We start from the raw sequence: 25,488 nt of genomic DNA, 5'->3' as shown, positions 1-25,488 counted from the left end.
AGGGCGGGAGCCTACGACGTGCCCTGGCCGCCCGCGCGCGAACCATCCGCCGCGAGTTGCGCATCCGAGACCGCCGCACCGCAGGCGAAGCCGTCGGCACGGTACGCGCCGTCGGTGCTCAGGCGTGCCTGGGTCGACAGCAGCACGTCGGCTTCGAGCTGACGCGACTGCTTGGCGGGCGTGCCGTCACCACCGAGGCGACGATCGGCCGGGCGCTCGTACAGCGGGGCGCCGCCGCACATGGCCTCGGCGAAGCGCTGCCTGCCCGCGAGCTGACGCTGCTGCGCCCGGCGCTGGTAGGCCTCACGCCGGGACGGCTCGATCGCCTGGATGAACGCCTCCGGATGCACCACCGCGACCAGACCGTTGACGTGCCCGAAGCCGAGCGAGGTCAGCAGGCCCGCCTTCAGCGGGAAGCGCTCGCCGAAGCGCAGCGGTTCCCGTGCCCACACCAGGTGCGGGTAGGCCTGCATCTTCTCGTCGACACAGTCCAGGCTCCGATTCGGCGGCACCACACCGTTTTCCAGCACCTGGCACAGGCCGATCAGCTGGAACGCGGCCGCGCCGCCCTTGGCGTGTCCGGTCAGGCTCTTCTGCGAGACCACGAACAGCGGTGCGCCCGCGGACCGCCCGATGGCCGTGGCCAGGCGGGTGTGCAGCTCGGACTCGTTCGGATCGTTCGCCGCGGTCGAGGTGTCGTGCTTGGACAGCACCGCGATGTCGTCCGGGGCGACGCCGAGCTTGCGCAGTTCGGCGGCGATCCTGGACTCGCGGCCGCCACGCCCCGCGCCGAGCGCGCCGAGTCCGGGCGCCGGGATGGAGGTGTGCACGCCGTCTGCGAAGGACTGCGCGAAAGCGACCACGCCGAGCACCGGCAGGCCCATCTCCACCGCCACGTCACCGCGGGCGAGCAGCACGGTGCCGCCACCCTGCGATTCCACGAAGCCACCGCGACGGCGGTCGTTGGCGCGGGAGAAGTACCGATCGCTGATTCCCTTGGCGCTCATGGCCGCCGAGTCCGCGGTGGCGGACATGTCACCGAAGCCGACGATGCCCTCGATACCGAGATCGTCGAAGCCGCCCGCGACCACCACGTCGGCCTTGCCGAGGCGGATCTTGTCGACGCCCTCCTCGACCGAGACCGCGGCCGTGGCACAGGCCGCCACCGGGTGCACCATCGCGCCGTAGCTGCCCACGTAGGCCTGCACCACGTGCGCGAGAGCCACGTTCGGCAGTGCCTCCTGCAGGATGTCGTTGGCCCGCGACTCGCCGAGCAGGTTGTCGATGTACAGCGAGCGCATCGAGGACATGCCGCCCATGCCGGTGCCCTGGGTGTTGGCCACCTGGCTCGGGTGCACCCAGCTCATCAACTCGGCCGGACTGAAACCGGAGCTGATGAACGCGTCAACGGTGCAGACGACGTTCCACAGGGCGACCCGGTCGATGGAGTTCACCATCTCCGCGGAGATGCCCCAGACGGTCGGATCCCAGCCGGTGGGGATCTGGCCGCCGACGGTGCGCGACAGCTTGGCCCGGCGCGGCACCCGAATCTCGGTGCCCGCCTTGCGGATCACCGTCCAGTCCGCCGAATCCGGCACCGGCACGATGACCGTGTGCTCGGGGTCGGCCTCGTGGAAGGCACGGGCCTCGGCCTCGCTGCCGACCGTGAAGGTCAGGTCCTGGTCGAGGAACACCGAGGTCATCAGCGGCGCGCTGTTGTCGATCATGGCGCCGTCGTCGCCGTAGCGGCGCACGCCGCAGCGGGCGACCACCACGTCGTGGTACTTCTCGGCCAGCTCCGATTCCGGTACGTAGTCACCGGTTTCGGCGTCGTACCAGCCCGGCTTGGGGTCGTTCTCCCAGGTGACCAGGCCGGTGGTCCAGGCGAGCTCGAGCACGCCCGCGGCGGAGAGCTGGTCTTCGACCTCCATCTCGAACCGGGTGCGCGCGGAACCGTACGGGCCGAGCTCGCCTGCACCGACGATCACCACCATGTCGGCGAGATCGGCGGTGACCGTGCCCCATTCGGGTACCGGCAGCGCCGAGGACAGCGCGGGCGGTGCGGGCAGCGCCGAAATGGTCGCGGCCGCATCGGCTTGCGCATCCTGCTCGGCCGCCTGCTCCGCGGCCTGCTTGGCCAGCGCGGGCAGATCGAGCTTGGCCTTGGCCAACCCGCCGGTCAGGTCGATCTGCTGCGGGCCGGCCAGGGTGACCTGGCGTGCCCGCGAGGTGCACCACTTGAGCAGCTCGTCGGCCATCTCGGCGGTCGACCAGGTCTGCACGCCCGCCTCTTCCACGGCGGCGACCATCGGATCGTTGTGGCCCATCAGCCCGGTGCCGCGCACCCAGCCGATCAGCGCGTGCACCAGGGTGACCCGCGTTGACCACGACTTCTCGGCCCGCCACTTGGCGACCACCGCGTCCAGCGCGGCCTTCGACTCGCCGTACGCGCCGTCGCCGCCGAACATGCCGCGGTTGGGCGAACCCGGCAGCACCACATGCAGTTTCGCGTCGACATCGTGGTCGGCGCCGAGCACCGACAGCCCGCCGATCAGGCGCTCCACCGACCAGAGCAGCACGCGCATCTCCAGCTCCGCGCGGGCACCCGCATCGGAAAGGTCACCGGCCACCCGCGGCGCCGCGAACGGCAGCAGCATGGTCGGGGTCATCGCGTCCTTGGTCTTGACCTTCGCGCCGCCGGCGTTGTCGACCTGCTCGGTGCCGATCCACTCGATGAGCGCGTCGATGTCCTGGTAGGACGCCATGTTCGCGGGCACCACCCACAGCGCGGCACCGTGCCGAGCGTTGTCGCGGTAGAGCTTGCGGTAGAACGCCAGGCGCGCGTCGTCGAGGCCGGAGGTGGTCACCACGACGGTGGCGCCGCCACCGAGCAGGCGTCCGGTCACCGCGGCCGCGATGGAACCCTTGCTCGCGCCGGTGACCACCGCGATATCGGCGGACCAGACGCCGCGGTCGTCGGTGCTCAGCGCGGCCTCGGCGATCTGCGCGTAGACCCCGGCCAGCACCGAACGGGCCTCGTGCTTGGCCCGCTCGCGCCACCAGTTCGCCTGCGCGGCAACGGCTTCACCCGCGCCGAGGTAGCCGGTCACCGGCAGTGCCGCGGTCTCGGCATCGTCGCCGAGCCACAGCCGGGCCAGGTCTTCGCGGGCGGTGGCCCACCGGTCGTCGAGCAGCACGGCCTTGCGCGCGTCGAACGCGGGGGCGACCAAACGCGGCCAGTCCGAACCCAATTCGGCCGAGACCAGGTCGACGAGCGAGGTGTCGCTCGCCTCCGGCGCGGACACCTGCTCGGTCAGGCCGAGCTGATCGAGCACCACCCGGGCGGCCGTGGCGAGCACGCCGTCGCGTCCGGTGATCTGCTCGGTGAACTCGCCGAGCGCGGCCGCGTCGACGGTGGCACCGCCGCCACCACCGGCCGAGGGCAGCGACACCGCGATACCGCGGCGCGCGGCGACCGCCTGCACGGCGGCGTCGATGGCGGCATCGACCGAGGCCGCGTCGGCCAGCGAGCCGCTGACCAGGCCGCCGAGCTCACCACCGCGCACGCTCGCGCCCTCACGGGTGCCGAGGGAGACCTCGGCGGTGACGTGGCTGGCCCAGCCGTCGCCGAGTTCCCACACTTTCTTCACGCGTTCGGCGATGGCGGCCGGACGCTTGCCGGACGGGCCGAACACCTTGCGCAGGTGGTCGCCGATCGAGTCGGTCAGCACCGAACCGAACGGCTTGTAAGTGCGGGCGAGCCGCTCCACCGTCGCGGCGAGCGCACCCATGTCGGCGTCCGCGGCACCGTCGATGGCGCCGAGCGAGAGCTCCGAGCCGAGGTCGACGAGCAGCTGGTTACGCCGCGAGGACACACCGTCGCAGAGGCCCTCGATGGTGTCGACCGGACCGATCTGGTCGAGCCGCAGCTTGGTCCACAGCGCGATGAGCACGCGGGTGGCGTCGGCGGCGGTGAAGGCGATGTCGTCCGGGCGCGGGCCGCCGGTGCTCGGCGCCGGGGCAGGCGCGGCGGGGGCGGCGGCAGGCGTTGCGGCCGTGGGGGTTTCGACCACCTCGTCGGCGGGCTCGTCGACCGGCGCGGGGTCGGTATCGGTCGAGTAGACGATCCCGGCCTCACGCTCGATGTTGAGCACCTCGACCGTGGCGCCGCGGAACGCGGGCAGCTTCAGCGTCTGGCTGGCCAGGTTCGCCACGGTCGGGGTTGCGCCCAAACCGATTTCGACGAACCGCTCCACGCCGAGTCCGCCCGAGGCGATGTCGGTGAACAGCAGGTCCTGGGTCTCGATCCAGCGCACCGGGCTGGCGAACTGCCAGGCGAGCAGCTCGACGAGCACCACGCGGCACAGCTCGGTCGGCCGCGCCGCCCAGCTCTCGAAGTCCGCGAGCACCGCGGCCAGCGGCTCGGACGGCACCAGATCCGCGATCTCCTGGACGAATTCGCGCTCCAGCGAGAACGGACGCGGCACCAGGTTCGGGATGTAGCGCCCGACCAGCACCTCCGGGTGCAGGTCGGCGGGCAACAGCTGCTCGAGCTTGTGCCGGAACTCCGGCACGCCCTTGCGCAGTACCGTGGAGTGGAACGGCACATCGATGCCGGGCACCAGGATGAACGCCCGCTTGCCACCGAATTCGGCACGGCGACGTTCGATCTCGGCCTCAAGGGCCTCGAGCCCGGCCACCGTGCCCGCGATCGCGTACTGCGAACCGCGCAGGTTCAGGTTGACCACCTCGAGGAACTCACCGACCTGGGCGCCGATGCCGGAGACGAAGTCGATCACCTCGTCGTCGGGCAGCCCGATCTGCGAGGGTCGGATGGCGGCCATCCGATAGTCGCTGCGGCCCTGGTCATCTCGCGGCACCAGCTCGTGCATCGCCGAACCGCGCTGGAACACCACCTCGAGCACCGCCTCCAGCGGCAGCACACCGGCCACCGCGGCGAGCGCGTTGTACTCACCGACCGAGTGCCCGGCCAGCATCGCGCCCTCGATGTAGGCACCGGCCTCGCGCAACTCCGCCACCTGGGCGACGCCGAGCACGGCCATCGCGACCTGGGTGAACTGGGTCAGGTGCAGCACGCCGTCCGGGTGCCGGTGTTCGACGCCCCGCGCCTTCAGGTAGGTCGGATTGTCGCGCACCACAGCGAGAATCGAGAAGCCGAGCGCCTCGCGGGTGTGCTTGTCGGCGCGGTCCCAGATGGCCTTGGCGGCCTTGGACCGGGTGCGCGCGTCCAGGCCCATGCCCTTGCGCTGGATGCCCTGGCCCGGGAACGCGTAGACGGTGCGCGGCGTCGCGGTGCGACCGGTCGCGGTCATCACCAGATCGCCTGCGGCACGGCAGGACACCTCGACGATCTCGCTGCCCGCGTCCACCGCGATCCGCTCGACGCGCACGTCGATTTCGGCGCCGGGACGGACCATGCCGAGGAAGCGGGTGGTCCACGCGGTCAGGGTGCGCGCCGGAACGGTGCTGTCCGGGTCGACCGCCGAGACGGCGTGCTGGGCCGCGGCCGAGAGCCACATGCCGTGCACGATCGGGCTGCCGAGGCCGGCCAGCTTGGCCGCGGCGTCACTGGTGTGGATCGGGTTGTGGTCCCCGGAGACCGCGGCGAAGGCCTTCATCGTGCGCGGCGCGACGATGGTCACGTCGCGGCGACGCCGGCGCGGGGTCTCGGTGGCGGTGTCGGCGACCGTGCCCGCCGCGCGCGGCGGATCGGTCAGCTCGCCCGCGCCGTTGCGGCCGCGGATGGCGAACCGCTCGGTCAGCGTGGCGACGGTCGGCATGGACAGCCCGGTCTCGGGCCGGTCCAGCAGGCCCGCGATGCGCACCCGCACCTCGACCACGCGGCCGAGATCGGTGTCGAGGGTCTCCCCCGCCTCCGCACGCACCGCGAGAACGCTTGGGCTGGTGGGCAGTTCGCCCGCCAGATCGATCTGGTGATCGAGATGCACCAGGTCGAGCATGCCCTCGATGACGCTGTGTCCACCCACCCCGTCGGCTTCGCCTCCTGCCGTCCCCCGGCTGCCATCGGCAGCACGAGCCGCGCCCAGCACCGCGAATACGGCGGGCCAGCAGGCGCCGACCAGCACGTCGGGCACGGTGCGGCCGAGCGTGCTCAGCGTCGAGGGCAGACCCGAACCGGTCACGCCCGCGTGATCGGCGATGAGGTCCGGGGTCCAGGCGATGTTGAGATGGGCCACCTTGCCCTTCACCTCGGGCAGGTCCTGCCCGGCGGCGACCGCCAGCAGAGCCGACATCGCCGTGGTGGCGTCGGCCTCGGTGACCACCGGCGCGCCACCGTTGTAGACGGTGGTCGGCACGGTGATCCGGATGCGAACCACGTTGCTGCCCAACAGCGGAACGGTCAGCTCGACGTAGGCGTGCTCGGCGACCGGACCGGTGGTCTCGGTCAGCGTGGCACCGCTGGGCGGGTGCACCGCGCCCTTGCCGTCGACGGTCCACTCGGCCAGCTCGCCGAGCCGGTGCACCGGGTTGACCGTGGTGCGCCCGGACCATTCGATGTCCGGCGCCGCGAGCACGGTGTCGATCGCTCCGGCGGTCACGCCCGCGACCCGGCGCGCGTCCACCGCGACAGGCACCACGCCGGCCCGCACCAGCGAGTAGGCGGTGTCCTGCTCGAAGCGGTCGAGCAGCTCGCCGACCGGCTCGTCGACCCGGGTGATCCCGGCGACCGCGACGGTGCCGGGGATGATGCACACCTGGTCGGCCGAGTAGCGCGGATCGTGGGCCTGCCACAGCGAATCCGAGCGCCACCAGCGGCGCACGTCGCCGTCGACGACGGGCACGAAGTTCACCGGCTTGCCGGGGGTCTTGCACAGCGCGACGAAGAACGGCACGTCGGCCGGGTGCAGCTGGGTGTGCGCGGCGGCCGGGTAGCGCTCCTGCAGCGCGCACAGCGCCGCGACCGGGTTCTCGAAGGCGTCGTCGGTCGGGAACAGCGTCGGGATCTCGCCGCGGTCGGCCGGGTGCAGCCGAGATTCGGTGCGGCGCATCATGTCCGCGAACCGATCGCGCCAGGTGATGTCGAGCCACACCGAGCGGGTGGCGTCGGCGATCGCCTCGCCGAGGTCGGTGCCGCAGTCGAAGTCCTTGCGGCGGTCGAGGCCGACGGCGAGTTCGACGTAGCGCTGCAACCAGTCCTGGTAGGTCATGGTGGCCACGTCGCCGAAATACGGCTTGGCCGTGCCGTTGAGCGCGGCGATGATCTCGTCCCGGCGCGCGGCGACCGCCTCGGCGTCACCGGCGACCTCGTCGAGCAGCCGGCCCGTGCGCGAGGCCGCGTTGTCGATCTCATGGATGTCGGCGCCCAATTGGCTACGGCCCGAAGCCATTCCGCCGGACGCGGTGCCCGCACCGACCCAGTCGGGGGTGCCGGGAGTGTCCACAAGCAGCTGCTTGACCTCGGGGGCGGTGGTCGCCTCCAGCGTCGCCATCGCGGCCGTGCCGACCAGCACACCGTCCAGCGGCATCACCGGGTAGCCGTGCGCGCGCGCCCAGGCACCGGTCAGGTATTCCGTTGCGCGCTCGGGGGTTCCGATGCCGCCGCCGACGCAGACCACGACGTTGTCGCGGCTGCGCAGCTCGGCGTAGGTCTCCAGCAGCAGGTCGTCGAGGTCTTCCCAGGAGTGGTGCCCGCCGGCCTTGCCGCCCTCGATGTGCATGATCACCGGGTAGTCCGGCACCTCGTCGGCGATCCGCAGCACGGCCCGGATCTGGGCGACCGTGCCCGGCTTGAACGCGACGTGCGAGATGCCGACCTCGGTGAGTTCGTTGATCAGCGCGACGGCTTCCTCGAGCTCCGGAATGCCCGCGGTGACAATCACCCCGTCGAACGGCGCGCCCGCGGTGCGGGCCTTCTGCACCAGGCGCTTACCGCCGAGCTGCAACTTCCACAGGTACGGGTCGAGGAACAGCGAGTTGAACTGGACCGCGCGGCCCGGCTGCAACAGCGTCTTCAGTTCGGCCACCCGATCGGCGAAGATCTGCTCGGTCACCTGTCCGCCACCGGCGAGCTCGGCCCAGTGGCCCGCGTTCGCCGCCGCCGCGACGATTTTCGCGTCAACCGTGGTCGGGGTCATGCCCGCGAGCAGGATCGGCGAGCGACCCGTCAGTTTCGTGAACGCGGTCTCCACCACGATGCGGCCGTTCGGCAGGCGCACCGGGCGCGGCGCGAACGCCGACCACGGCGCCGCCGTCTCCGGCGCGGCACCCGGGGTGAGCAGGCTGCGCTGCCCGGCCCTGGTGGCGGCCGCGACGATGCCGACGCCCGTGCCCTTCAGCGAACCACCGGTCAGCCGGGACAGCAGGTCACCGGGGCCGAGATCCAGAATCCACTGCGCCCCCGCGTCGACCACACCGTCCACGATCTCCACCCAGTCGATCGGGTCGACCAGGATCTCCTGCGCGAGCGCCGCGGCCAGCTCCGCGTCCAGCCCACACTGGGTCGCCCACGAGCGCACCAGGTCCACCGTGTCCGCCAGCGCGGGATGGTGGAACGCGACATCGACGGCCACGTCCTCGAACACCGGCGCGAAGATCGCGCCGCCGCGCACCTTGCCCTCGCGCTCGGCGGCCTGCTTGTCGTGGATCTGGGCACAGCGCTGCCGCACCCGTTCCAGCTGCGCGGGCGCGCCGGACAGCACCGCACGCCTGCGCCCGTTGCGGATCGACACCACCGCGGCCGCCGCCGGGTCGACGCCCTCGGACACCTCGGCCACCACGGCACGCAGCTGCTCGGGGTCCACGTTCGACACCGCGACCATCGGCGAGCGCTCGCCCACCGGCATCAGCCCGCGCCGACGCGCCACCAGTCCCGCTGCGGCACCGATCAATTGGGCCAGCGCGAGGATCTCGGCGTCACGCTGACCGCCGGCCTCCACCGCCGTCGCCGCGAGCCTGCCCTGCGAGTGCCCCACGATCGCCACCGGCGCGTGCTCGTCCGGATCGAGACCCTGCATCCGCAGCGCGCGCATCGCGGCCACCTGCGAGAGCAGCACGCCCGGCATCGAGACCGCGGCCGAACGCAGCACCTGCGCGGGCGGCGCGGCCGAGACCTCGCCCAGCTCGGTATCGACCAGATCGTCTTCCAGCATCCAGCCGACCGGATCGAAGCCGACCGGGCGCACCACGAGCAGCTGTGCCGACACCGGCTCCAGCATCGTCTCCGCCTCGTTCACCAGGGCGGTCAGTTCGGGCTCCAGCGCGCTGTCCCGGCTGAGATCGGCCAGCTCGTCGAGCCACTGCGCGCCCTGCCCGCCGAACGCGAGCGCATACGGCGTCCCGGTCAACAGGCGGTCCAGCAGCGGCGACCGCGTGGCGCCCGCGCGGGTCGCTTTACCGACCTTCGCGCTCTGTCCGGCCTCGGTGCTTTCGTTGATCGTCAAGGCAGCTCGACTTCCTTCTCCTGGCGACATGCCCTCCGAGACACGCCGCTTCCTCCGGGCGCAGGTGATCCTCAGCGTTGGGGCCTGATTACGGCGAGGATTGCACAGAATCATGAGGAAATCCTCACGTTTGCCCGCCCACTTCGGCGTTACCGTCGAGTATTCGTGTACGTCCGTACCAGAATCGAGCCAAACATGACCCCTCCTCATGTTTGAACCCGCTGGTCTACCCGGTTACTAACCCGTACGAAACATGAGTGCTCCTCATGTTGAGATTTATCAAATCGTTATAATACCTGGTAGGGTTACCGACCAGTACGCCACGCCCGCCTGAAGCTTCGCGAACGCGGTCAAGCCCGGTAGAGTTTGCACGGTCGTACCATCACGCGCGAGTGGCGAAATTGGCAGACGCGCCAGATTTAGGTTCTGGTGTCCACGGACGTAGGGGTTCAAGTCCCCTCTCGCGCACGTTTCTCCGACATCTGTGTCGGATGTTCGCCCCGTGTGTTTGAGAGCTCTCGAACACACGGAGGACGACCGGTGATTATCCACTCTGACCTGCGCAGATACCCAGCGCCTTTGCCCCGATCAAGGTCATCGGTGTCGTGCGGCAGGTTTGCTGGGCGGGGGTGCGCATGATTCCCCCGCTGGTGCCGCCGCAAGGTCAGCTCCAGGAGTTGATCAATGGTCCAGTACCTACCGACCGGATTGTCCGGGTAGCTGACGGCGATCTCGTCGTCGGCGTGTCGTCGGTGGGCGATGGTGGCCGAATCGCTGACAAGCATCTACTGTCCGCGCTAGGGTGCCGCCCCTCCGTTCGCCTGGAAGTAGCGGTCACCGAAACCGGTGCGCTGCTGCTGTGCCCGGGCGTGCGCGGCACGGTCATCGTCACCGGTAACGGGCATATCCGGCTGCCGTATCGCCAGCGCCGCCGGGTGAGCCTGTTCCTCGGGGACCGGGCACTGCTGATCGGGCGGCGTAGCACCGCACGCCTGCTCGTCTATCCTCCAGCCGCGATCGGCGAACTGGTTACGGCTGCGCTGCCGATGCTCGCGGTGGCGGTGACCGCGTGAACGCCCCCGAGCCCGCGGTCGGCGCGGAGACCCTCGCCGCGGCGAAACTGCTACTCGCCCAAATGGGGATCTCCCCAGCCGACCTGGTCGTCGGCACCACGGTGGCGCCGACCTTCGCCGAGGTTATCCCCCAGGTCCGCGCCACCTTGGCGCCGGGCACCCCGCGCACCTACAACGCCGGGCTCACACGCCTGGAACACACCTGGTCCGAGCGCCGCCTCGACGAGCCGACCAAGGCCGATTTCGAGGAGATGGCCCGTGAGGTCCAGGCCGGCGCGCGGGTCAATCGCGCCTCACGTGGGGGCATCAGCGCGGTCGAGCACTTCATCAGCGCGGCACGCTGTGTCTACCGCTACGCCGAGGACAAGGGCTGGATCCGCCCCGCCGACAACCCCGCCCGCCGCCTGACCATGCCGACACGACGCCCCTCACACCGCTACGCGATCCCCTCGGCCCGCCTCGCCGAGATCTGCCATGCCACCGCCACCAGCGGCGACGACCCCGAACTCGATTCGTTGATCCTGCGCCTGCACATCGAGACCGCCTGCCGCCGCAGCGGCGCGCTCGCCCTGCGCCCGCACGACCTCGACCGCGAGCAGTGCCTGATCTATCTGCGGGAAAAGGACGGCGTCGACCGCTGGCAGCCGGTCTCACCGACCCTGATGCGGCACCTCGTCGAGCACGCCGAGCAGCGCCATAGTCCGCTCATGGGTCAGCTGCTGCGCTACCGCAACGGGCGCGCGAACAGCTCGCGCCGCTACGACCACCTCTGGCATCGCATCGGGGAGATCCTGCCGTGGGTCGCCGCCCAGGGCATCACCACGCACTGGCTGCGCCACACCACGGTGACCTGGGTCGAACGCACCTTCAGCTACGCCGTCGCCTGCGCCTATGCCGGACACCGGGGCAAAGGCCCCGGCGCCACGGCCACCTACGTCAAGTCGTACCTGGCCGAAGTGGCCGCCGCGCAGTCGGTGCTCTCCGGCGAGCCCCACCCGATCCTGTCCGCGCAACTGCCCACCCCGGCCGCGATGACCGCGTCCGCACGCTGAACGCACCGGAAGGTTCCTCATGGCCGGCACCCCCTGGAACTCACCTCGACCGAAGACCCACGCCCGGACGTGCACACGCCGCCAGGTTCGCGTGCGCACACCTTCTTCTGGAGCGTGCTCACCCCGGCAGCCACGATCAGCATCACCGGCAACGCCACCCAAGCCGTCCTGCACACGACCGCAGCGCCCGCGATCGCCGCAACCGTCGCCGTCGTCCCACCACTGGCACTGCTGGCCGCCGTGCATGGCGTCTCCATACTGTTGAGCACGCATGCGCACGCCCGGGGCATCCATTTCATGGCCGCGGCAATGACCGCGCTGATCGCGGCAGGAGCGTTCTGGCTGTCCTTCACCGCATTGCGCTCCCTTGCATTGCTGGCCGGTATTCCCGCGGGCGAGGCATGGCTGTGGCCGCTGATCGTCGAGGGGTCCATGGCGCAGTCCACCATCGCGCTGCTGGCACTGGCCCACACCGCGAATCGTTCCGGTGGCCGTGCCGACGACGACCTCCGACGACCACCACGAGGCGAGAACCCAGCGAGCACAACAGTCCGCCGACCGTGACGTGCTCAACCTGCTGTCCAAACGCGCCAGGACCCTGCACCTCGGCCCGGCGAACTTCTGTTGGTTTGGTGATCCGAGCCGAGCGTTGTGTCTGAAGCTCGCTGGCACCCTGAACGCGGACCGGCCGATGATCGGAATGTGTGACTCCGCCCGCTGCCCGCAGGCCACCCACCACCAGCACCACCGACCCGTCTGGGCCGAACACGCCGCCCGCACCGCGACGTTCCTCGGCAACCTGGGGTCGCCCCGAAAAGCCGAAAAGACCCGTCTGCAAACCGAATACGACCGAGCCCAGCGCGTTGTCGCCGAAATCGACAACGCCGCAACGGCACAGGAGTAACCATGCGCATCAGTAACCAGCAGTGCCAACAGAACGAAGCACGCATCCGCGCCTCGATGGACCGGCTGCTGCGTGGTGACATCCCCGCTGGCGGCAGCTGCGACACCAGCACTCTGGCCAAGGAAGCAGGCGTCGACCGCACCGCCTTCTACGGCACCCGGCCCTACACCCACCTGCGCGAAGAATCGAAACCCGGCTCGCTCGAATCCGCGAAGCCGGCGACCCCCTCGGCCCCGCAGAGAACCAGATCAGCCGACTCAAGACCGGGAACGCGAAGCTCAAAAGCCGCCTGATGGAAGCCAACTCAGAGATCACGGACCTTACCGCCTTTCCGAACCACGGCTCTGGCAAGACTTGCTGCCCAGCACGAGGAGATCACCCTGCTCCGCACCCTCACATCGGCGACTCCGTCACCCGATGTCGCCCGGCTCCGCGGGCCGAAGGCACAGGTAATCGGGCCATGCTGAGCTGTCGGCTGCCAGAGAGAAGGGGCCACTTCAGAGCCGGTTTTGCCCGGAGATGATGGGACCACTGGTTTGCCTTGTCGCGGATGCGTGTCCTGCTTATGGTCGTGGCGTGGGTGCTTCGGCGTCGAGTCGCAGCGGGTGGCCGAGGGCGGGACAGGTTGTCCGGTTTCATCCACGTCGAAGCATCGGCCGGTGTCGCCGTCGAACACCAACCCGATGTCAGCGCCGACCTTCCGGACTTCGCCTTGCAGGTCCACAAGATTCACGGGTAACGAGAGGCTGGCTTCGTGGTTGGGGAAGGTGCCGTCGAGCTCGAAGAACATCGGCGTGATCTCGATTGGCAGTCTTCACCATCTCGAGAACATCGTAGGTATATCGTGAGGTAGGGGAACCAAGTTCCAGAAGTCGTTTGTTCCACCGTATTCACATGGAATTGTGCTTACGTCGCAGGCTCACCCGGGTCATCTAACATTGCCTCGTTGAATTCATCAATACTCATCGTCAATGCCCGACTGAACGCTACTCCTGTAATGTATCCGCCTATGTGGTAGACCTCGGGATCTTCGATCAGATAGTACTTGGCCCAACCGTCACCGATATCCTGGCGAACCACACCCGCAGCTAAATTGTGACGCCAATTGAACAGCGGATTCAAGTCCGCATCCGACCTGTACATGAATGATATTGCGTAAGCTACCTTCTTCACCGCATCTTCATAGCGACTGAAAAATGACGGCTCCTGCTCTCCCTCACGAGGTAGAGATTGCACGAGGTTGTACCCATTGGGCACCGATTCGATCCGAAACGCCATTTCGTCGTATATCCCCGCTATGACTCTGTTTTCACTGCGTCGCATCGGCATGAACCATGGAAATTTCCATCCTTTCGCGATGTACTGCTCACGCCAAAACTCGACAGCATCGTAAAAGGCCGTAATCTGCTCATCGGTGATACGCAACTCGACATTCCCCAGGCTACTCGATGTCACCTCAGGTACCCTTCCTTCCTCAGGTATGCCAATACCGGCCCCTCGTTGTAATCCACAGGCGGCACGATAAATATTTGTATTCCGTTGCCCTGCTGCTCGAAGCCTGGTGCCACAGGTCCGAGTTCAAGCCGCCAACCGTCCGGCAGCGGAACGTCTGTCACTACGTATGTATAGTACGGCTCCTGCAGTGAGTTGGGGGGAAGTGAACGCTCCCCGAAGCCCGAGCCCTTCGGGGCCAGATACCTTCCGAACTCACTACCGAAGCGGTCGAACTCAGTTCCTGGCGGCGGCACGTAATTTCGGTCGAAAATTATCGGATTACCAGAGGGGTCCAGCCTGAATCCGTTCTCGTCCGGATACTTCCACGCACCCGGCTTGTCAGGCGCATAGTCCGGAGCCGGGACACTGGGATCCCAGTACTTCTGCGCGAACTCCTCCGGAGTGAGAGTATCGCCGTATGGCATGTAGTCAGGCGGGATGATTCCGGTCGGCACATTGGGGTCGATCAGGTCGGGTCGGGGCTGCGCATAGGGCGGTAGGGCGTCGGTTTCGGGTAGATTGCGAATGGTTATCGGGGGCGGATTGTTCCCGATTGCGCCGCTTCCAGGTCTCGCGGAACCTCCTTTCGGTGGGACCGCTCCTCTGCCGACGCCTTCGGCCAGCTCTTCGCCGCCGCGGAGGAAGGGCCGGGCTGGGATCGCGGCTTCGCCGCCGATGATGGCGGTGCCGATGTCGAGGCCCATTTTTTGTTGCCAGTATTGGGGACCGTAGCGGACGAGGTCGTCGTAGCGGAGCAGGTGGCGGCCGAAGGTGGTCAGGAGTTCGGCGTTGGCGTTAGGGCTGTTCTGGTTTTCGAGGGTCCATTCGGCGTAGGAGGTGGCGGCGTTGCCGAGGATTTCGGCGTCGTCTTGGAGGCCTTCGACGCCGTGGACGCCTTGCAGGTTTTGGATGAAGCGGTTGAGGCTGGTGGCGGTGTGCCAGCCTTCGCGAAGCCAGTCTTTGGTTGCTTGGGATTTCGGATCTTCGAGTCCGGTCGGCGGGCTGTCGAGGGGTTTGCCGGTGGGGTCGAACCTTTGTGTGCTGCCGTCTGTTCCGGTGACGGTGTAGGAGTGGTCGGGGTTGAAGGTGATCTCTTGAATGGTCTTGGAACCGTGCACCGTGACGGAGATGAGGTTGCCTTGTTCGTCGACTGTGGCGTCGTAGGAGGTGCCTTCGCCGTTGAACGGTTCGTTGAAGGTGCGGGTGTATTCGGTGCGGGTGGTCGGGTCGGTCCCTGGGTAGCGGTAGGTGTTGGTGCTGACCGTGACGCCGTTTTCGGTGGAGGAGGTCGTGTTCTCGATGGTGTAGCCGCTTGGCAGCTCGGTTGTCGTGTTCGGTTCGATGGGACCGTGTTTGGTCAAGGCGAGCACATCGAGCAGGTCCATCGGGCCCTGCTGCTGTTGCGGCATCGGCTCGACGCCGGTCAACTGCTGGGGTGTGATCGAGGATTGTTGCGAGGGCTGGGACGGTCGTGGTGACGTGCGCTCGGTCGTGAACGATTGCCCTCCCGTAGGAGACCATTCCGTGCTGGTGCCGCCCGGGTTGGTCTGCAAGCCGGTACCGCTGGGCAAGGTCCTGCTCTGCCCAGGGGCCGGTGTGCCCTCGTTGACGATGTCGATCACGTCCGGCAGACCGCCGACACCGGGCTGCTGTTGCGGCATCGGATCGACGCCGGTCAACAGTCCGAGCGTGCCCATCGACGACGACTGGCCGGTGGTCCCCTTGCCGCCACCACCTTCGAAGTCGGCCTGCGGCTTGCTGTTGGCTTGTTTGACCATACCGCCGAGGGCACTGGACGGGGTGCTGGGCCGGGATCGACCCAAGGGGGCACCAGCGACAAAGGCAGCAGCGCCGGTCAGCGCCAGTAATGCCATGAGTCCATTGCGTGAGGCACCGCTGTCGGTGGTCGCGTCCACGACCGTCTCGCGTGCGGGGACAGGTATCGGCGCAGTGGGCACGGGACTGGGCGCCAGCGTCTCCAGAGGCGCGGATGGCGGTCCCGATAGCGTAGATGGCTCCGAAGGTTCCAGAGGTGCCGGTGGTGCACTACCCGGCGCAGGTCCGGGGGTTTGCGCGGGTGGCGCCACAGGGGTGTTGCCGGGCAGGGCTGGCTGAGTGTAGCCGGGCACGGGCACGATCGGGGTTCCGTCGCCGGGTCCGACCGGTGGAGGCGTGAGCGCCCCCGCGCGGGACCCGCCGCCGGTGCCGGGCTGGTTCGGGGCCCAGGTAGGTAGCGGCGGTTGCGAGGGCGTGGGTGGTTGTGAGGGTTCGGGAACATCGACACACGGCCAGCCCGGATGCATCTGCTGCCACTGCTCACACGGGATATAGGGTGCGGCATCCGAATGCGGTACCTCGGCCAGCACCGCGAACCCGACCCCGATACCCGCGGCCGTGACCGCCAGCACCGCCGCACTTAGGCGCACCCTTCGCCTCGGCGAGGTCACCGACGGCTCCCTCGCCGACTGTTCCTGGCTCGCGCGAACAGGGTATCGACACCCCACCACGTGAGCCGTCCAGCGATAGACATGTAGAGGAAGCACGCGAGGTAAACGAGGATCGCGCCGTACTCCTCGGACCAGCCCGGGATTCGGTCGAGGGTAGCGAACGCCGCGATCAGCATGCCCAGTCCGAGCACCGCGGGCACCGCGAGCAATCCGGTGTCACCCTCGGACTTGGTCGTGGTGCGATCGGAGCTCTCAGTGCGCATAGCGGCAGACCGCAAACCAGGCTCGGGCGAGGCCGGATAGCCGGTCGTGCGGGGTGTAGGGGTCGTGCTTGTCATCGAGAATCCTCACGTGAATGTGTCCCTGCCCGGCAGGGCCGCGGGCCAACGAGAACAGGTGCCAACGAGAACAGGTACGAGGTCACGGAGGGTGTATGGGAAGGCCATCGGACTGGATGCGGGAGGTGACCGGGCGAGCGCCGATGCGGTCGCCGGGGCATCCGGGCCACCAGCGAATAGTGGAGCGCCGTTTCCGGGACAAGGTCGCCGAGGGGCTGCTGCCGACGGAAGCCGCTGTCGCAGTAAGGGTATCGCCTGTCAAGGGAACTCGATGGTTCCGCGATGCTGGCGGGATGTCGCCGTATTCGCGGAGCCCGCCCAGTGGGCGTTATCTGTCGTTCGCCGAGCGTGAGGAGATCGCGCTGCTGCGGGTGCAGGGCAAGGGCGTGCGGCAGATCGCGACGGCGCTGGGTCGTAGTCCGTCCACCATCTCGCGGGAGCTGCGGCGCAACGCTGCCACCCGCGGCGGCAAGCTCGACTACCGGGCCTTGGTCGCCCAGTGGAAGGCTGAGTTGTTCGCCCGTCGGCCGAAGAAGGCGAAACTGCTTGAGAATCACCAACTTCGGCAGTACGTCCAACAACGCCTGGCCGGGCGGATCGCCGGCCCCCCAACCCCCTGGCAGCGGGGAACGAACGAGAGCACGAACGGGCTTTTGCGGCAATACTTTCCGAAAGGCACCGATCTATCGCGGTGGACTGCAAGATATCTCGCCACGGTCGCCCACGCACACAATACGCGGCCACGGAAGGTTCTCGGATGACGCACCCCGGCCGAAGCGATGGAATATCACCTACAATCGCTTCAACAGCACAGTGTTGCGTCGACCAGTTGAATCCGCCCAATTCCGGTTCCGAAAGTTCGTGAATGCATTGTCGGTCAATGGTTTACGGGGTTCGATGGGCAGGGTCGGGGCGTGTGGTGACAATGCGGCGATGGAGTCGTTTTCGCACTGCTGCAGAAGAATGTCCTGGACCGGCGACGCTGGGCAACCCGCGCGGAGCTGCGGTTGGCGATCGTGGTCTGGATCGAGAAGACCTACCATCGCACTCGCCGGCAACGCCGACTGACCCCGATCGAGTTTGAGACAATAAACCAGCCCGCGCTCGCGGCCTGAACCACCACACCCGCGAGTCAACCGAACTCGGGGCAGTCCCGTGTTCGCGCCGTGTTGATGAACTCGCATTCATCGAAGAATCCACCGACACAAGCCAATCCAGATTCCCGGTCGCGTCCGCGAGCGCGGTCAACGCGACCAGCACTCGATCCCAGGTCCTGTCACCGACATAGCGGCGATGCCGCTTCCACACCGTCTGCCACAGACCGAACGCCTCCGGCAAGTCCCTCCACTGCCCCCCGTCCGCAACCGGAACAACATCCCCTCCACCACCAGCCGATTGTTGGCGAAGTTACGGCCTACCTGGCCATCGGATTTCGGCAACAACAGCTCCAGCAGTTCCCACTGCTTATCCGTCAGAACCCGATACCGATCACCAACCACCGTCGCCACGGCGACCATGATGCCCGACCAACCGGCCCACCGGGCGCGATCCGAAAAGGCCGATTGGGAGACATGACCTAGGCGCGCCGATACGCTCAAGACCTGCTCCTTGCAGAGCTGACCGCAATTCGCCCGTGCGAATCACCTCTCCCGCCGCTCGGCATCGACGACGCTTCCAGCCACGAGATCGACGAATTGCTACTTGGCGAGCCTCGTGGCTGTCCAGTTCGGCTACAACACAGACTCGGCAGGCGGCGTCCGCCCCAGCTCTTCGGTTCAGCCGTGGGCCAACTCCTCGGCCATGCGGGCGGTGATGGTGGTCAGCACGCGGGCCGCCGCAGCCAGATCCTCGGGTGTGACCGCACCGTAGGCAGCTGCCACTATCGCACCGGACTCGGCGCGAACCTTGTCCGCGAGGTTCTTGCCCGCGGCGCTCGGCTCGATTGTGCCGTCCGAAATGACTTGCAGCAGACCGCTATCGAGCAGTGCTTGCAGACTGGCCTCGACGTCGGCGGGCGCCCACCGGGTAAGGCCCGCTACCCGGGTGATGTGGGCGGCCCGCTCGACCGGCTCGGTCGCTGCCAGTGTCTGGTTCAGTACGATCCACTGCCTCTCGTCCAGGGTGGTGCCGGCGAGTACTCGGGTCAGGACGGCGGCGTGATGCTTCTCCGCCTGGCCGATGATCGCCGGGCTGAGCGTAGCCGGGGCGGCGGGAACCGATTCGGTCGTGCCCGTGGCCGCGACCGTGGTGTTCGAGTGCGGCCCGGTCGCTCCGGTGCAGCCGGCGAGCAGCAGCGCCGCGCCGACGACCGAAACCGCGCCGACGAAGGCGGCAGTTCTATTGAACACTTGTGAAACCCATTCCTGTTCAGGCGCTTCGGATATCGATCGGGTTCAGGCGTTGGCCAGTTCCTCGGCCATGCGGGCGGTGATGGTCACCAGCACGCGGGCCGCGATGGCCAACTCCTCAGCGGAGACCGCGCCGTAGGCGGGGCCCAGAATTTTGCCGGACGCGCCGCACACCTGAGCGACCATGTCCCGGCCGCGCTCGGTGATCTCCACCCGGCCACCGGCGGATTCGGCCAGCAGCCCATCCGCGATCAGGGCCGTGACGGCGTCGGCGACCGTGGCGGGTTCCCACTGGGTCATCCCCGCGACCTTGGCGACGTGGACCGAGCGCTCGACCGGGCCGGCGGCCAAGGCCTGGTTCAGAGTGATCCAGCGCTGCTCGTTGAGCGTGGTGCCGGACAGGGCACGGGTCAGGGTGGCCGTGTGGTGCTTCTCCGCCTGGCCGATGATCGCCGGGTTCAGGGTGACGGGGGCGGTGGTGCTCATTGCGATCTCCTTGTTCGAGGTGGTGCTCGGTGATGTGGACAATACTGATACTAAGTCCCATCAGTGCGCAAGTCCCAAGTGATACTCAGTTTCTTTAGCGCTTGAGGTTCTTCTTTGCGCTAGGATCTCGGCATGCCGATCGACGACCGTGCCCTCCCACTGCGTGAACGCAAGCGGCTCCGCACCCGCCGGACTCTCGCCGACACCGCCCTGCGGTTGTTCGCGGAGAAAGGCTTCGCCGCCACCACCGTCGAGGAACTGGTCGATGCGGCAGAGGTCTCCCGCAGCACCTTCTTTCGCGCCTTCCCCACCAAGGAGGCCGTCGCCATCGAGGCCGAAACCGAGGTCTGGACGGGCTATCTCGACGCCCTGGCCGAACGCGAACTCACCGGGCCGGTCCTCACCGCACTACGCGACGTCCTCATCGACGCCGCCGTCGCGCTCCCGGAGGACTGGAACGAGCGCTATATCGCCACCCGTCGACTGGCCCTCACCGCACCCAGCGTGCTCGGCCATATCGACTACACCCGCTCCGGCGTGAAAACTCGAATCGCCGCGCATCTTGCCGCCGAACTCGCACTCCCCGAGGATGATCTGCGGCCACGCATCCTCGCCGAACTGGCCATCACCGCCTGGAGCCACGCCGGCCGCGGCTGGGTCGCCGCCAACGGCACCGGTGGCCGAGCCGAACTCGTCAACCGACTCCGCGAAGCCTTCGACGCCATCCCCGACGCGCTCCAACTGTCGACGTGATCCGGTCACCACTCGCCACATGAGACTCAGGGCGGTCGCGGCGGGCCGCCTCGTTCCGCGCCAATCGACCCGCCGCGAACCAGCGCCAGGCTGCCATCGAGGTCTGTGCGCGCCTGTCACATCGAGGTCAATAGTGTGCGCACTATCGGCGGTCAGCCCGCCCAGCGACGCCGAGCCGATGTTCCGACTGTTCAGCCATCCACTGATCGGGCGAAATGGAATGCCATGATCGACATACCCTGCCCGTGGTAAAAGCGGTGCGCCCCAACATTTGTCACCCCTGAGTCGAGTTCGATGCGCACACATCCGGCGGCACGGGCACGGTGCTCCATCTCCGTCAGCAACCGTGCGCCGACGCCTCGGGACCGGGCCTCAGGAGCGGTGATCAAGTCATCGATGAACAGCAACCGGCCACGGCTGGTCGCGAGCACACGATGCGTCGCCACCCCGAGGCAGTGCCCCTGCGGATCGAAGGCACCGGTGAACACCAGACCCTGCCGATGGCCCTCCTCAGCAAATTCCGAGAAACCGACCCCGAGATCAGGTCGCAGCGCCTGTATCAGCGGCGCGACAACCGCCGCCATCTCGGGCTGGCCAGGTGCGATGTCCACTATCGTTATCTCCATATATCGCAGCGTAGCGGCACGGTGACGATCGAGACGCCGACAGCGCCGATACGCAAAGGCTCACCTCGCCCGCTGCAGTATCTGGTCGTTCACGGGCACCACGATCGGCCAGATCGGCGACATCAGACAACTCTCAGCGATCAAAGCCGACGACTCCGAGACCGATGGACGCCCACCACCCGGGCACCTGCTCACCCGTCATGGAACCGCTCCTCAGCAGCTACAAATCCGTTACACCTTCGACGCTCGACGAAGGCATGTCTGTCTGGGCAGCATTTTCGCGGCCGGACATCGTTCGTGCGGCCGCCAGGTTCGGGTATCGCCTTCGACATGGAGCATGAAATCTCTAGAACGCTCGCGAGACCGTTGTGTTTAGCAGCTATTCATCCGGCCATGTCGCCCCTAGTGGGCGTTTCATCCGACACAACGGGGAGAGATCGATGGATGCACTACAGCCACATTCGAATTCGGCACCAAGACCGAAACGCTGACCCGGCTGTCGGGGCTGGTCGAATCAGGCCACACTGCTGCCTTCGCCGCTGACTGCCCGTCTGGCCGTGCTGCCAGCCTTCACCATGCCTATCTATCTCGAGTCCGAAACTCGTAGTGCGGCAAAGCGTGGACCACTATCTCGGAGCATGGCGATCAGCCAACGACGTCCAAGCCCAACTGGGTGCTGAACTCTTCGATCGCTTTCTCGACTTCGCGCAAACCCGGTTACAAAGCCAGAGCGAAGTCGAGACGACTTACACGACCAGAGCGTGGGCCGCACGACGCCGGTAGCACCACGGCGGCAATGCAACTAGATCCGCGCATCCACCTCTTGCGATAGCCTCCCTTGTGCTGATGTGGTACTAGCTTGTGCGGAAAAGGAATTGGCGTAGGCGCGACGAGATCAGATGTTCGTGCTCGTCGGGATGGAGCTGGGCAGCAGGAAGCCGTAGGGCTCGCGCTGGGTGTTGCGCGCGTTGATCGTGTCCTCGGCGGCGCGCAGGGCGGAGCGGAAGCGGTCCAGCGGGCCGCCTGGGCCCACGATGCGCGGGTCGTTAATGGCGTTGCCGAACGGAAAGCTGTTGGTTCGGTAGTCGCCCAGTGGGCGATAGTGCACGCTGCCGAGGCTGTCGAGCACATACAGCTGGGCGATGGAGCTCAGCAGACACGGCAGCATGCGCACCCAGTCGGTTTCGGCGTGGCCGGTCGCGGTGGTGGGCGCGGGGGCCGCGGTCATGCCGCTGTAGTAGGCCGCGAACTCCATGAAGTCCTTCTGCGGGAAGTTGACTGCGGCGTGCTGCGCGCTTGCGGTGAACACGATCATCGTGACCACCTCGATCAGTTGATCGATGCTGTCGATTCTGGTGAAGCCCTTGACCTTTCCCACCGTGGCGAGTTCGTCGGCCCAGGCGACCAGTTCGGTATCGGCCCGCACGTCGGCGTCGTCGCTGTAGTAGACGCGCACGTACTCCTCGACCCAGCTCTGGATCGTGTCCCAGATCAGCAAGGCGTCATCGCGATACGGGTAGCGCAGCTGTGGGCCGTCGACGCCGCGCGCGGCGAACTCCCGCGCGGGCATGTGCTCGTAGAAGTCCCACTCCAGTCGGGCCTTGCCCGCAGCGGAGATCTGGTTGCTCAGCTCGGCCGCGAAGATCAGATCACCGCTGGCCTCCGGTGCCAAGATGAGGTAGGTGGCCAGCTCGTTGATGAACAGCGAGCCCTCGAAATGCGGCGTCAACAGGATGTTCAACGGATGGTTTGCGGCCAGGTGCCGTCGCGTGGCCACGCAGAACGCCTCGCTGACCAGGTGGGTGCGGGCGAGGTGGGAGAAGAGTTCATGATGGTTGAAATCGGCGGTGTGCACCACCGTCTTCGCCATCTGCCAACCCCAGTAGCGATCGCCGTCGTTCGGCCCCGGCCGCAGGATCATGACGTGCTTGCCGGGGTCCTGGCCGCACTGGATCGCCACCGGCTCGAGTTCGCCGCCACCGGCGGGAACCGCGAAGGCGGCGATCGGAGCGGTGTTGTAGCCCGGCCCGGTCAGCAACTTGTAGGTCACCGATTCCGAAGCCGACGACCCCAATTCGACATAGTCGGCCAAATACAGCCGCCCCTGCGCGATGGCCGCGCTCAGGCTGTCCTGCGCGCCCATGACCGACGCGTAACCCGCGTTGTCGAGCGGGAAGTTGGCGGGCAGCGCACCGCGCACCCGCCGCAGCACCATCGGGTTGCCACCCGCGACACGCATGCGGGCGAACAGCATGTCGTCGTGGATCCGTTCGGCCACCGGTGGCACCGGCAGGGTCAGATAGAGCTTTCGGTAACGCTCGACTCCGTCGGCGGTGCCGAAGTTGCCGACACCAGGACTGTCGAACATCTTGCGCAACGCCGCGAACAGACCCCCACGGATCTGGTCGAGCGTGCGCAGCGCGATCTCGGCGGTCTGCATCGCGAGGTGTGCGGCGCCACGCGCCACGGGGTCCAGCGGCTCGCCTACCGGGCCGCCCAGCACCGGGGCCACCGTCCGGACTACCCCGTCCAGTGCGTTCTTCGCGCCGACCAGTTGGTCCACCAAGGGCTGCAACAGATCTCCGGCCAGATGGCTGAAGTGCTGGGTCAGCGCCAGCAGGATGTTGGAGATGACCTGATACTGCTGATCGAGGGAGATGACGAGCCATTCCAGCGTCGGGTTGTCCTCGATGGACAGCGACGCGGCCATGGGCACGCCCCGCACGTGATTCGCGGTTTCGGACCACACGTACTTGCCCTGCAGCCGGGCGAGTTCGGCCGCCCGCGCGGCGGGGTTCGGATCCTGTTGCGGCAGCAGCGGATTGACGGGGCCGGGGCGCTGCGGATCGCCGAACGGCAAGGGCAGATCAAAGGGCGCCGCATCGGCCGACGCCGCAGCGAGGGCTCCGATGCCCGAGGCGCTCGCAACCACAGTGCTTCTCAGAAAACTTCTACGTTCCATCACGATCCTAATCGGGTTCGCCGGTTCCCCGACACCGATGGCGTCGAGGTGCGACCCGTTGCCGGTACCGACGGGTTGCCCAGAACAGTCGCACCAGCAAATACTCAGCAATAATTCGCACGGGGCGAAAGGGCTTTACCGGACAAGCGTCCTGCAGCAATCCCCCGCCAGAAAGCGACCGCCGCGCCGCCACCGGACCACTTTCACCACCTCGCAGCGAAGTAATCACACCCGCAGGCCAGCAGGGGAACCCCTGCTCGAATCACCCCATTGTCGGAGACATCACAGCCGATGGATAAACAAGTCGAGTTTGTCGACGGCGCCGTTACAGGGGTATGCGGACAAAGCATGTCCGCCCGCACCCTTGCCCGAAATATACCCAATTCATAAGGTTGCCAAAAGTTTGCCATCGAGCAGGTGCTCGCTTTCCAGCCTAGGAGCGCATACCCATGCGAATTCTCAGCCGTATCGGCATCTCGTCCGTCCTGGCGCTCTGCGTCGTGGCGGGCAGCGCGTACGCCGCGCCCCCGGACGCACCGAGCGGCCCAGCCGGTCAGCTGTACGTGCCCGAGGTGCAGAACGACACGATCGCGGTGATCGACACCGCGACCAACACCGTCACCGACCGCATTCCGACCGGCCCCATCACCAAGCCGGGCGTGCTCGCGGTCACACCGGACGCGAAGAAGGTCTACTCCGGCAATTTCGGCTTCACACCGCCGAGCGTCACGGTGATCGAACGGCCGTCGAACACGACCAAACACATCCCCATCGAGGGACCCGCGCTCGGCATCTTCACCTCCAGAGACGGTAAAGAAATCTTTGTCCCCGAACTCGGTTACGTGATCGAGGTGATCGACGTCGCGACCGACACCGTCGTTCGCAAGATCCGCTTCCCCGATCTGGGTGGCGGCCGGCTCCCAGATATCCCCGCGGGCGCGATCCAGGGGCCCGACGGGCTGCTGTACGTCGGATACACCCAGAGCGGCATCATTCAGGCGATCGATCCTGTCACCGGAAATACCGTGCGGCCGCCGCTCATCGTCGGTGGCGTGGCCAGTTTCTGGTACACCTTCAGCAAAGACGGATCGAAGATGTACGTCGATTCGATCAACAGCCTCAGCGTCGTCGACATGAAGGAATGGCGGGTCACCAAGCTGATCCACACCAGTCCCGACGGCAACTGGACGCCGGGTAACCCGGGCGCGTTCGTCTCCACCCTGTCGCCGGACGGCAGCAAGCTCTACGTGACCCTCTTCGGCGGGAAGGACATCCTGATCGTCGACACCACCAAAGATGAAGTGATCGGGCGCATTCCGACCTCGGGATCGGCGACCGCCATCGAGTTCAGCGCGGACGGCACCCGCGGTTACATCACCGATGTCGGCCCCTCGACCAACCCGTATGTGGGCCCGATACCGGAGATGGTGTTGTTCGCGAACCTCGTCACCGCGGGCATCGGGCTCACGCCGGGCCAGGTGATCGTCTTCGATCCGCGCACCGATCAACTTGTCGGCGACCCCATTCCGTTGAAGATCGGCCTCGGCGTGCCCGCCTGGCTGCCGCACGTGGGGTAGCGCAGG

Annotated in this window: 15 protein-coding genes, 1 tRNA gene and 5 pseudogenes; 11 read left to right on the top strand and 10 right to left on the bottom strand. The window is 67.3% G+C overall.

Annotated features, from left to right (window positions below; translation table 11 throughout):
* Nucleotides 1–11: 11 nt before the first annotated feature.
* Nucleotides 12–9,422, bottom strand: coding sequence for a type I polyketide synthase (locus tag F5X71_RS07610; RefSeq protein ID WP_167461300.1), 9,411 nt, complete (start codon nucleotides 9,420–9,422; stop codon nucleotides 12–14).
* Between the two features lie 386 nt (nucleotides 9,423–9,808).
* On the opposite strand from F5X71_RS07610, the gene F5X71_RS07605 reads away from it, so the two are divergent.
* From F5X71_RS07605 to F5X71_RS36865, 6 genes are all read left to right on the top strand, one after another.
* Nucleotides 9,809–9,890 (top strand) — tRNA-Leu (locus F5X71_RS07605).
* 161 nt (nucleotides 9,891–10,051) lie between these two features.
* Nucleotides 10,052–10,495 carry a hypothetical protein gene (locus tag F5X71_RS07600; protein WP_238815773.1) on the top strand — a complete coding sequence of 148 codons (444 nt, stop codon included), beginning with the start codon at nucleotides 10,052–10,054 and terminating at the stop codon, nucleotides 10,493–10,495.
* Nucleotides 10,492–11,547, top strand: a complete 1,056-nt coding sequence (locus F5X71_RS07595; RefSeq protein WP_238815772.1) for a tyrosine-type recombinase/integrase — start codon at nucleotides 10,492–10,494, stop codon at nucleotides 11,545–11,547. The genes F5X71_RS07600 and F5X71_RS07595 overlap by 4 nt, the downstream gene beginning before the upstream one ends.
* A 69-nt stretch (nucleotides 11,548–11,616) precedes the next feature.
* Nucleotides 11,617–12,111, top strand: a complete 495-nt coding sequence (locus tag F5X71_RS07590; RefSeq protein WP_167461298.1) for a DUF2637 domain-containing protein — start codon at nucleotides 11,617–11,619, stop codon at nucleotides 12,109–12,111.
* A 127-nt stretch (nucleotides 12,112–12,238) separates the two neighbouring features.
* Complete coding sequence (locus tag F5X71_RS36870) at nucleotides 12,239–12,451, top strand: hypothetical protein (protein WP_238815771.1); 213 nt, start codon at nucleotides 12,239–12,241, stop codon at nucleotides 12,449–12,451.
* 2 nt (nucleotides 12,452–12,453) lie between these two features.
* Complete coding sequence (locus tag F5X71_RS36865; RefSeq protein ID WP_238815770.1) at nucleotides 12,454–12,744, top strand: hypothetical protein; 291 nt, start codon at nucleotides 12,454–12,456, stop codon at nucleotides 12,742–12,744.
* A 314-nt stretch (nucleotides 12,745–13,058) separates the two neighbouring features.
* Here the strand turns inward: F5X71_RS36865 and manB are convergent.
* The 4 genes and pseudogenes from manB to F5X71_RS07560 form a co-directional block, all read right to left on the bottom strand.
* Nucleotides 13,059–13,262: pseudogene (manB, locus tag F5X71_RS07575) on the bottom strand (phosphomannomutase/phosphoglucomutase); the annotation flags it as partial.
* Nucleotides 13,263–13,357: 95 nt separating this feature from the next.
* On the bottom strand, nucleotides 13,358–13,906 hold the full coding sequence (locus F5X71_RS07570) for a hypothetical protein (RefSeq protein ID WP_167461297.1): 549 nt from the start codon (nucleotides 13,904–13,906) through the stop codon (nucleotides 13,358–13,360).
* Nucleotides 13,903–15,861, bottom strand: a complete 1,959-nt coding sequence (locus F5X71_RS07565) for a TNT domain-containing protein (protein WP_167461296.1) — start codon at nucleotides 15,859–15,861, stop codon at nucleotides 13,903–13,905. Before F5X71_RS07565 ends, F5X71_RS07570 begins: the two co-directional genes overlap by 4 nt.
* A gap of 527 nt (nucleotides 15,862–16,388) precedes the next feature.
* Entirely contained in the window at nucleotides 16,389–16,655 is a 267-nt protein-coding gene (locus F5X71_RS07560) for a hypothetical protein (protein WP_167461295.1), read from the bottom strand.
* Nucleotides 16,656–16,747: 92 nt separating this feature from the next.
* Between F5X71_RS07560 and F5X71_RS37580 the strand changes: the two are divergent.
* The 3 pseudogenes from F5X71_RS37580 to F5X71_RS36850 all read left to right on the top strand — a co-directional run.
* Nucleotides 16,748–17,170 (top strand): annotated as a pseudogene (locus F5X71_RS37580) (helix-turn-helix domain-containing protein); the annotation flags it as partial.
* 165 nt (nucleotides 17,171–17,335) lie between these two features.
* A pseudogene (locus F5X71_RS36855) lies at nucleotides 17,336–17,491 on the top strand (IS30 family transposase); the annotation flags it as partial.
* Nucleotides 17,492–17,567: 76 nt separating this feature from the next.
* Nucleotides 17,568–17,845, top strand: a pseudogene (locus tag F5X71_RS36850) (IS3 family transposase); the annotation flags it as partial.
* Between the two features lie 154 nt (nucleotides 17,846–17,999).
* Here the strand turns inward: F5X71_RS36850 and F5X71_RS37690 are convergent.
* The 3 genes and pseudogenes from F5X71_RS37690 to F5X71_RS07540 form a co-directional block, all read right to left on the bottom strand.
* Nucleotides 18,000–18,247, bottom strand: a pseudogene (locus F5X71_RS37690) (transposase); the annotation flags it as partial.
* A 258-nt stretch (nucleotides 18,248–18,505) separates the two neighbouring features.
* Nucleotides 18,506–19,078 carry a hypothetical protein gene (locus F5X71_RS07545; protein WP_167461292.1) on the bottom strand — a complete coding sequence of 191 codons (573 nt, stop codon included), beginning with the start codon at nucleotides 19,076–19,078 and terminating at the stop codon, nucleotides 18,506–18,508.
* 45 nt (nucleotides 19,079–19,123) lie between these two features.
* A complete protein-coding gene (locus F5X71_RS07540; RefSeq protein ID WP_167461291.1) occupies nucleotides 19,124–19,564 on the bottom strand; it encodes a winged helix DNA-binding protein in 441 nt (146 codons plus the stop codon).
* Between the two features lie 132 nt (nucleotides 19,565–19,696).
* Between F5X71_RS07540 and F5X71_RS07535 the strand changes: the two genes are divergently transcribed.
* A complete protein-coding gene (locus tag F5X71_RS07535) occupies nucleotides 19,697–20,317 on the top strand; it encodes a TetR/AcrR family transcriptional regulator (protein WP_167461290.1) in 621 nt (206 codons plus the stop codon).
* A 191-nt stretch (nucleotides 20,318–20,508) separates the two neighbouring features.
* Here F5X71_RS07535 and F5X71_RS07530 read toward each other — a convergent pair whose 3' ends face one another.
* The gene (locus F5X71_RS07530) at nucleotides 20,509–20,943 is read right to left on the bottom strand and encodes a GNAT family N-acetyltransferase (RefSeq protein ID WP_167461289.1); all 435 of its coding nucleotides are present in this window, start codon (nucleotides 20,941–20,943) and stop codon (nucleotides 20,509–20,511) included.
* An 895-nt stretch (nucleotides 20,944–21,838) separates the two neighbouring features.
* Entirely contained in the window at nucleotides 21,839–23,905 is a 2,067-nt protein-coding gene (locus tag F5X71_RS07525) for a lipoxygenase family protein (protein ID WP_167461288.1), read from the bottom strand.
* Nucleotides 23,906–24,354: 449 nt separating this feature from the next.
* Between F5X71_RS07525 and F5X71_RS07520 the strand changes: the two genes are divergently transcribed.
* A complete protein-coding gene (locus F5X71_RS07520; RefSeq protein WP_167461287.1) occupies nucleotides 24,355–25,482 on the top strand; it encodes a YncE family protein in 1,128 nt (375 codons plus the stop codon).
* Nucleotides 25,483–25,488: the final 6 nt, after the last annotated feature.

It is taken from the genome of Nocardia brasiliensis (genome assembly GCF_011801125.1).
GTDB classification, from domain to species: Bacteria; Actinomycetota; Actinomycetes; order Mycobacteriales; family Mycobacteriaceae; genus Nocardia; species Nocardia brasiliensis_C.
Note: the sequence above shows the minus strand (reverse complement) of the source record. Positions and strands in the feature narration are given on the sequence as shown.